General features: G+C 63.1%; 7 protein-coding genes and 1 pseudogene. All 8 read right to left on the minus strand.

Translation table 11 applies throughout. From position 1 onward, the window contains the following. Window positions 1-123 precede the first annotated feature (123 nt). The 8 genes and pseudogenes from ACQRCJ_RS11640 to bla all read right to left on the minus strand — a co-directional run bounded on the left by ACQRCJ_RS11640 (window position 124) and on the right by bla (window position 6,683). The gene (locus ACQRCJ_RS11640; protein WP_006006369.1) at window positions 124-462 is read right to left on the minus strand and encodes an SMR family transporter; all 339 of its coding nucleotides are present in this window, start codon (window positions 460-462) and stop codon (window positions 124-126) included. Between the two features lie 12 nt (window positions 463-474). Then, on the minus strand, window positions 475-864 hold the full coding sequence (locus tag ACQRCJ_RS11645) for a DMT family transporter (protein ID WP_204626330.1): 390 nt from the start codon (window positions 862-864) through the stop codon (window positions 475-477). A 558-nt stretch (window positions 865-1,422) separates the two neighbouring features. Continuing rightward, complete coding sequence (hisA, locus tag ACQRCJ_RS11650) at window positions 1,423-2,157, minus strand: 1-(5-phosphoribosyl)-5-[(5-phosphoribosylamino)methylideneamino]imidazole-4-carboxamide isomerase (protein WP_168936299.1); 735 nt, start codon at window positions 2,155-2,157, stop codon at window positions 1,423-1,425. Further along, entirely contained in the window at window positions 2,154-2,813 is a 660-nt protein-coding gene (locus tag ACQRCJ_RS11655) for a hypothetical protein (RefSeq protein WP_204675339.1), read from the minus strand. The genes hisA and ACQRCJ_RS11655 overlap by 4 nt, the downstream gene beginning before the upstream one ends. Then, on the minus strand, window positions 2,813-3,403 hold the full coding sequence (gene hisB / locus ACQRCJ_RS11660; RefSeq protein ID WP_204675343.1) for an imidazoleglycerol-phosphate dehydratase HisB: 591 nt from the start codon (window positions 3,401-3,403) through the stop codon (window positions 2,813-2,815). The genes ACQRCJ_RS11655 and hisB overlap by 1 nt, the downstream gene beginning before the upstream one ends. A gap of 374 nt (window positions 3,404-3,777) precedes the next feature. Then, window positions 3,778-4,527, minus strand: a pseudogene (tatC, locus tag ACQRCJ_RS11665) (twin-arginine translocase subunit TatC); the annotation flags it as partial. A gap of 530 nt (window positions 4,528-5,057) precedes the next feature. After that, entirely contained in the window at window positions 5,058-5,534 is a 477-nt protein-coding gene (locus tag ACQRCJ_RS11670) for a twin-arginine translocase TatA/TatE family subunit (RefSeq protein WP_427799861.1), read from the minus strand. Between the two features lie 183 nt (window positions 5,535-5,717). Beyond that, window positions 5,718-6,683 (minus strand): class A beta-lactamase, encoded by a 966-nt coding sequence (bla, locus tag ACQRCJ_RS11675; protein WP_427799862.1) that lies wholly within the window; start codon window positions 6,681-6,683, stop codon window positions 5,718-5,720. Between the last annotated feature and the right edge of the window lie 224 nt (window positions 6,684-6,907).

The following is a 6,907-nucleotide window of genomic DNA, read 5'->3' on the forward strand; positions in this document are numbered from 1 at the left end:
AGACTGCCTGTGATGCAGGCAGTCCTGATGAGCGGTTTTGGGGGAAGGAGGGGGCGAGGGGAGGGAACAACTTTTTTCCGCAAGGAAAAGGGGTTTCCTCCCCCTTCATTATGCATCGTGATGCTAACTCGTACGCAGCAGGATCATGCCGATGATGAGCAGTCCCATACCGGCAAAGGCGCAGGGCTTGAGGCGCTGGCGCAGGAAGAGCCAGCCGCACAGCGAGGTGCCCAGGATACCGAGGCTGCCCCACATGGAGTAGGCCACGGCCAGGTCCATATACTGGACGGCCAGAGAGAGGCAGTAAAAGGCCAGACCGACCAGGGCCAGAGCGGCAATACCGATCAAGCGCTTTTTGAAGCCATCAGAACGGGCCAGCATGAGGTTGGCGGCCACGTCCAGAGCCGCGGCTGCGGCCACCAGGCCAGCGGAAAGGATGAGATGCAGTGTTTCCGTATTCATGGGGAGCTCCTTCTAGCTGGCGGTGCGGCTGGTATCGGAGGACGTATCCTTGTCCTGGACGGTGCCGTGATGGACCAGCAGGGCGCCGCTCAGGGCGCAGAGCAGGCCGGCCAGGCGCTGCAGGGAAAATGGCTCGTCCAGGATGTAGATGCTGGAGAGCGTGATGAGCGCCAGCCCCAGGGCCTCCCAGAAGGCAAAGGCCACGCCTACGGGCAGGCCCGTGGTGGCTTTGGCAAGGGAGTAGTAGGAAAGCCCGATGGCTATCCACATGAGGACAAGGCCGGCGAGGGCAGCGTGGGCAAAGCTCCAGCCAAAGGAGAGCTTCATGACCGTGGTACCGGCCACCTCAAAAACGATGGCCGCCAGCAAACAGAGCCAGTGATAGGGACGTGTGGGATTCATGATGCACCTCTCAGGATATGCGGTCGAACGCAAAGGGCTCCGCAACGGCATTGCGGAGCTGCTACAGACGTGCCGGTCCGGAGCGGACCGGCAGAAAGGGCATCAGGATTACAGATGGCTGCGCCAGTGTCGCTCTGCCATGACGGCGAAGAAAAGCCGGGAGAGTATGAGCAGAGGATGTTGCATCTTTATATGATAGGCCAGAAGTAGAGATGAGGCAAGTTTGGTGCGGGAGGCCCGGATAAAGGCCCTGGATGAGGACGCAGGGGCAGGAAAGAGGTGATGCGGGTCTCTCTACTTATCAAGTGCAGCAAAGTAAGCCGAGAGCCCATGCAGGACGAAAACGTAGCCGGTTGATAGAGGGCGGAAACAGGTAGCGCTGCATGCAAAGCAGGCAATCTGAAGGACGGCAGATTCGGGCAAGGGGACACGAGCGCGGATGACAAAAAAGGAATCCTGCCAGAGCCGGGCATCCCATCTGCATCGGGGAGAGCAAAGACATAAAAAAGGGAAGGAGATGGTATCTCCTTCCCTTTGCTGTTTGCGGTATCCTGAAAGCTACTGCTGGGCAGCGATCCAGGCGTTGGCTTCCACAAGGTCAAGGGTACCTTCGTACAGGGCCCGGCCGCTGATGGCACCTTGCAGATTGGCCTGCGTACTGAGCGGGTACAGGGCCTGTACGTCAGCCAGCGTGGCCACGCCACCGGCGGCGATGACCGGCACGGTGGAGGTCTCGGCCAGATGGCGCAGGGCCGTCAGGTTGACGCCGCACTGCATGCCGTCACGCTCGATATCCGTATAGATGATGAAGGCCGCGCCGTCTTTCTGCAGGCGGGGCAGGACATCGTCCACGCTCAGACCGGCATCGGCCACCCAGCCCTTGGTCTTGAGGCGTCCGCCCTCGGCATCGAGGGAGACCCCGATCTGCCCGGGAAAGGTCTTGCAGAGGGAAGCAAAGGCTTCGGGCTGCTCCAGGGCCATGGTACCGATGATCAGGCGCTGCACACCGGCTTCGAGATAGGCACGGGCCGTCTGTTCGTCACGGATGCCGCCGCCCAGCTGCACGGGGATATCCAGCTCCCGGCAGATGTTGCGCACGATGTCCCGGCTTTTGGGCAGACCGTCGAAAGCGCCGTCCAGATCGACCACATGCAGCCAGCGGGCGCCCTTGTCCCGCCAGGCCACGGCAGCGGCCACAGGATCGGGGGAAAACACGGTGCTCTCGTGGGCACGTCCCTGTTTCAGGCGGACGGCCTTTCCGTCCTGGATGTCGACAGCGGGAAAGATAATCATAAGTTCAGATCCTTTACAGCCTTGATCATGGCTTCGCGGGCCAGCTCTTCAGCAGTGACCCACTTGCCCTGGCGTTTGAAAAAGTCGCCCACGTTGAGCAGGTTTTCCGTCAGGCCCTGCTGCTCGACCTCGTAGACAGAGTGACCGATGATGTTGCCTTCCTTGATGTTCAGCAGGAAGAACTCCAGCCGCACATGGGCGGGTTCGGTGACACCGGCCGCCGAGCCCTGACGGTCCCGCCAGGTGAGGACCTGCGGGATGAACAGGATGTCCGCCGACGTCTTGCGGGCGTATTCCACCCACAGGGGCAGGGCCTGGGGACGCTCCGAGGTGTGGAAACGCTTCAGGTCCGGCAGGGGACGGGTACGGGGCAGGAAGTCATAGGAACGTTTGGTCGTGGTGTACAAAACATCACGCAGCTGGCGGTCCTGGGCGATCAGCACGTCACGGGCGGCCAGGGCCTGCGGCTGGGGAAGCTGGCCCATGATGAGCTGGCTGATGTCGCGGGGCTGGGTGAAGGGCGCCACCGCGATCTTGTACTGATGGGACAGCGAGCGCGGCACGTCCGCCGTGCTGGCAGGTTTGCGGTTGCAGCCGCCCGTCAGGACCAGCAGGGACAGAAGCGCACACAATATCCACAGGAAACGGTTCTTCATCAATCCAGCCCTCCCTTGGTGCTGCGGATGACGTTCCCGCTACGCCGGACCGCCTGGGCGAGCGCCAGGCCCAGGCTTTTGGCGACGGATTCCAGAAGGTGATGGCCATTTTTGCCATAATGCATGGTCACATGCAGATTGCAGCGGGCGCTGCTGGCAAAGGCCTTGTAAAACTCCCGCCAGAGGTCTTTTTCCTCCCCGGCGATGACCGGGGGCAGGAGTTCATCACCGCGCCATTCCAGCCAGGGGCGGCCGGAAAGGTCGATGGTGACATCGCTCAGGGCCTCATCCATGGGGACGCGGCCGTAGCCCACACGGGCGATGCCCACACGATCCCCCAGGGCTTCCAGCACGGCCTGGCCCAGGACCAGGCCGATGTCCTCGGCGCTGTGATGGGCGTCGATGTGCAGATCGCCCTGACAGCGCAGGTGCAGGTCCATTCCGGCCCAGAATGCCGTCAGGGTCAGCATGTGATCCAGCATGCCGAAGCCGGTCTGGATATCGGTCTTGCCCGAGCCGTCCAGAGTAAGGCTCAGACTGATGTCGGTCTCGGCGCTTTTACGGGCATGCCGGGCCGAACGCTGGGGCAGAGTCGCTTCCATCATCATTCCTTGTCCTTGGCAGGCGTTGCGGGATCGTCGTCAGCGGCAGGGACTTCCGCCACGGAAGCGGGATCGTCCTGCTGTTCCGCAGGTGTGGCCGTATCGGCAGCATCGGGCGCGAGGCCTTCCTGCTCCACAGGATGGTCCCCGGTCCCTTCGGGGAGTTCCTCGGAAGTCCCAGCTGCTTCGGTCGTAGAGATTTCAGCCGTCTCCATGGCGGGGGCGGGCGTTTCTTCTTCGGGCGGCATACGCTGGGCGTCGTCATCGCTCATGGCAGCCACCGTGGCGGCAGCTGCGGCAGTGGCCGCGACCGTCGTGCCGTCCGGTCCTTCGGGAGCGGGAGAGGCGGGCGCAGGGTCGGCCGGAGCGGGATCGCCGGGCGTCCCTTCTTCCTCTTCCTTCTTTTCCTTCTTCTTGCGGCCAAAGGCCGCAGCCACGAGGATGCTGATCTCATAGAGCAGCAGCATGGGCATAGCCATGAGCAGCTGGGAGACAACGTCCGGCGGCGTCAGGATGGCGGCCACGATAAAGATGCACAGGACGGCATAGCGACGCGCCTTGCGCATCATCTGGGCCGTGATGAGCCCCATGCGGGAAAGGAAGAAGGAGAACAGGGGCATCTCGAAGATGAGGCCGAACGCCAGGAGCAGCTTGATGACGAAATCAAGGTAGTCCGTGATGCGCGGCATGGCCTGGATCTGCTCGGACGAGAAGCCCAGGAAGAAATTGAACGCGTAGGGGAAGACGATGAAGTAACAGAACACGCCGCCACCAATGAAGAAGATGGCGGAAAGCAGGGCGATGGGCAGCAGGCCCTTTTTCTCTTCCTCGTACAGCCCGGGGGAGATGAAGGCCCAGATCTGATAGAAGATGTACGGGCTGGTCACGAACAGGCCGGTTACGAAGGCCACGAACATGCGCACGAAGAAGGGTTCGGGCAAGGTGGTGTACATGGCCGTGCCGTGTGCGGGCAAGGCGCTGAGCAGCGGGGCCGTGATGAAGTTGAAGATGGGCTCGACCACCGTCCAGCAGAGCAGGAAGCCCACACCGGCGGCGATGAAGCAGCGCACCAGGCGCCAGCGCAGCTCGTTGAGATGATCCATGAGGCCCATGGTCTTTTCTTCGGGCTCGGGCGTCCCACCGGTACCGGCAGCAGCCGTGGCAGGCGGGACGGGCGGCTGGCCTGCGTCATCACCACCTTGCGGTGCGGGAGCGGCCACGGCATCAGGAGCCGGAGCTGCCGTATCCGGCAACGGGTCGGCAGGGGCGTTTGCCGCTGCGGGGGCAGCATCGTCTGCCTGAGCTTCGGGAGCGGGGGCGGCAGGCTGTTCCACAGGGGCGGGGGCTTCCTCGGCTTCGGCCCGGGCCTTGGCAAGTGCCTGGGCCAGAGGGCTGTCCGCCGGAGGTTCAGGGATGGCGGCTTCCCCGTCCTGAGCAGAGGGCACGGCGCCTTCCTGTGCGGTCAGGGGGGCCGTCTGTTCCGGTCCCGTAGCGGAGGCCATGACAGGAGCGGCCTTTTCCTCAGCCGCTTCGGGCAGATCTTCGCCTGCTGCGACCGTTTGCGGGGCCGCAGAAGAGAGGGGAGCATCCTGTTCGGGAGTCGTGACCGTGACGGTCAGATCCTGTTTGTCCTGGGTGGTGCTCATGCTTTTGCTCCACTGGCAGGCGTGGCGGCACTACCGGCTTCGGTCTGGGCCTTGGCAAGGGCCTGGGCCAGAGGACTGTCCGCAGGCGGTACGGGCGCGGCAGAGGGGACGACTTCCGGCTGGACAGCAGGACGGGCCGCGGTCTCCGTTACCGCAGGTGCGGCAGCGGGTGCCGCCTGGGGCTGGGAGGCTGCGGGCTGGGCCGTTGCCTGCGTCTGGGCGGCTGTTTTGGCCGCGTGTTCAGCACGAGCTTCGGGGCTGAAAAATTCCTTTTCAGCTTCCTGCTTGCGCTTGAGGTGTTCCTCCTGCTCCACTTCGGCATTCAGCGTGCGCTGAAAATCGGTGGAGACGCGGCGGAATTCACCCATAGCCTTGCCGAGGGTGCGGGAAACACTTGCCAGACTCTTGGGCCCCAGCACCACAAGGGCCACAAGAAGGATAACCAGAAATTCCGTACTGCCGATACCGAACATATCTTCCTCTGCTGTTAGTCCTGAGCGTCATGGACGCGGAAATGCTAAAACGCAAAATTACCTGAGCCCGCAGGCCTTGTAAAGTACGCCTGCCGCCTGCCGCATCCACTCTTCCGCAGGCAGGACGTCCTGTGGATGAAGGCAGGATACTGCCTGGATGGCCTCATGTCCCGATGCGGGATGTCAGGGCCGCGCGGTACCGCCCTGCAGCAGCATGGGCTGCCGTGCCAGCCAGTCCATAGACAGGCGGGTGATGTCCTTGATGAGGGAGAGGTTCGTCTCGGGGCTTTCCAGCGAATTGCAGAGGAAGACCGCCAGGGCCACATAGCGCCCATCGGGCAGGCGGAAAAAGGCCAGATCGTTGTCCGCAAGCTTGAGTCCCTGGGGCGTCCTGTCGGAAGAGCCGGTCTTGTGTCCGGCGGTCAGTCCCTGCGGCAGGCCCTCAAGGATCTTGCCGGGCAGGGCGGGCGTCCCGGCCATGATGCCGGTCAGGAAGTCCTTGTGCTCCTGGGAGAAGTCCGGGGAGCTGAAAAAGCCCAGCAGCATCCGGGCCATGCTGCGCGGCGTGCCCCAGTTGGCATACTGGTTGTAGATGTTCAGGTGCATCCAGTCTTCATTATGACCAATGAAGACGCTGTCCGCCCCCAGACGGCGGGCGCAGGCCTCCACCACGGCCGGGCCACCCACATATTCCATCAGGATGTCGCAGCCGTTGTTGTCGCTGAAAGTGACGGTATACCGCAGCAGATCCTCCAGGCTGACTTCCATGTCGCGGCGGCCACGCTGGTCGCGTAAAGGGCTGTGGGTGCCGGTGTGGAGTTGCTCCGCCCGCACGGGGAGCATGGTCGTCAGTGTGGCCTGCTCGTGCTGCATCTTTTCCAGCACAGCCACAGCCAGGGGAAACTTGATGACACTGAGCAGGGGGAAGGGCGCATCCATGTGGACACCGGCGCAGAGGCCGTCTTCGGTGAGCAGGGCCACACCGGCCAGGGCCTTTTTGTCCCGCATGAGGGTATGGATGTCCCGCTCCAAGGGCAGGGCGTCCACGGCGGCTTGCGGCGTAGCGGGCAATCCTTCGGCCGCCTGGAGAGGCATGGCAGGGGAAAGCAGTGCCAGGGAAAGCAAAAGGGCAGGGAAGATGCGTGACATGGAAAGCTCACAGGGATGCGGTGTTCTATGGAGATACCCGAAGATACGGGCTGGCCTCGTCATATGTTTTCGGGAGGATAGGGACTGGCTTCAGCAAGGACAAGAGGAAAATGTGCCCCGGACAGGGGCGTACTGTACCGGAACGGAAAGCGGAGTCCAGCGGGGCCCAGGGCTCTGCCCAGCGGCGGACGACGATGATAGCTCGATATCGCCGTCAGGTGCGG

Origin of the sequence: Desulfovibrio sp. SGI.102 (assembly GCF_050314315.1) — a bacterium.
In the GTDB taxonomy this organism is placed as follows: Bacteria; Desulfobacterota; Desulfovibrionia; order Desulfovibrionales; family Desulfovibrionaceae; genus Desulfovibrio.

Coding starts and splice junctions, on each gene's coding strand:
- ACQRCJ_RS11640 (WP_006006369.1), bottom strand. CDS start 462: ATGAATACGGAAACACTGCATCTCATCCTTTCCGCTGGCCTGGTGGCC.
- ACQRCJ_RS11645 (WP_204626330.1), bottom strand. CDS start 864: ATGAATCCCACACGTCCCTATCACTGGCTCTGTTTGCTGGCGGCCATC.
- hisA (WP_168936299.1), bottom strand. CDS start 2,157: ATGATTATCTTTCCCGCTGTCGACATCCAGGACGGAAAGGCCGTCCGC.
- ACQRCJ_RS11655 (WP_204675339.1), bottom strand. CDS start 2,813: ATGAAGAACCGTTTCCTGTGGATATTGTGTGCGCTTCTGTCCCTGCTG.
- ACQRCJ_RS11670 (WP_427799861.1), bottom strand. CDS start 5,534: ATGTTCGGTATCGGCAGTACGGAATTTCTGGTTATCCTTCTTGTGGCC.
- bla (WP_427799862.1), bottom strand. CDS start 6,683: ATGTCACGCATCTTCCCTGCCCTTTTGCTTTCCCTGGCACTGCTTTCC.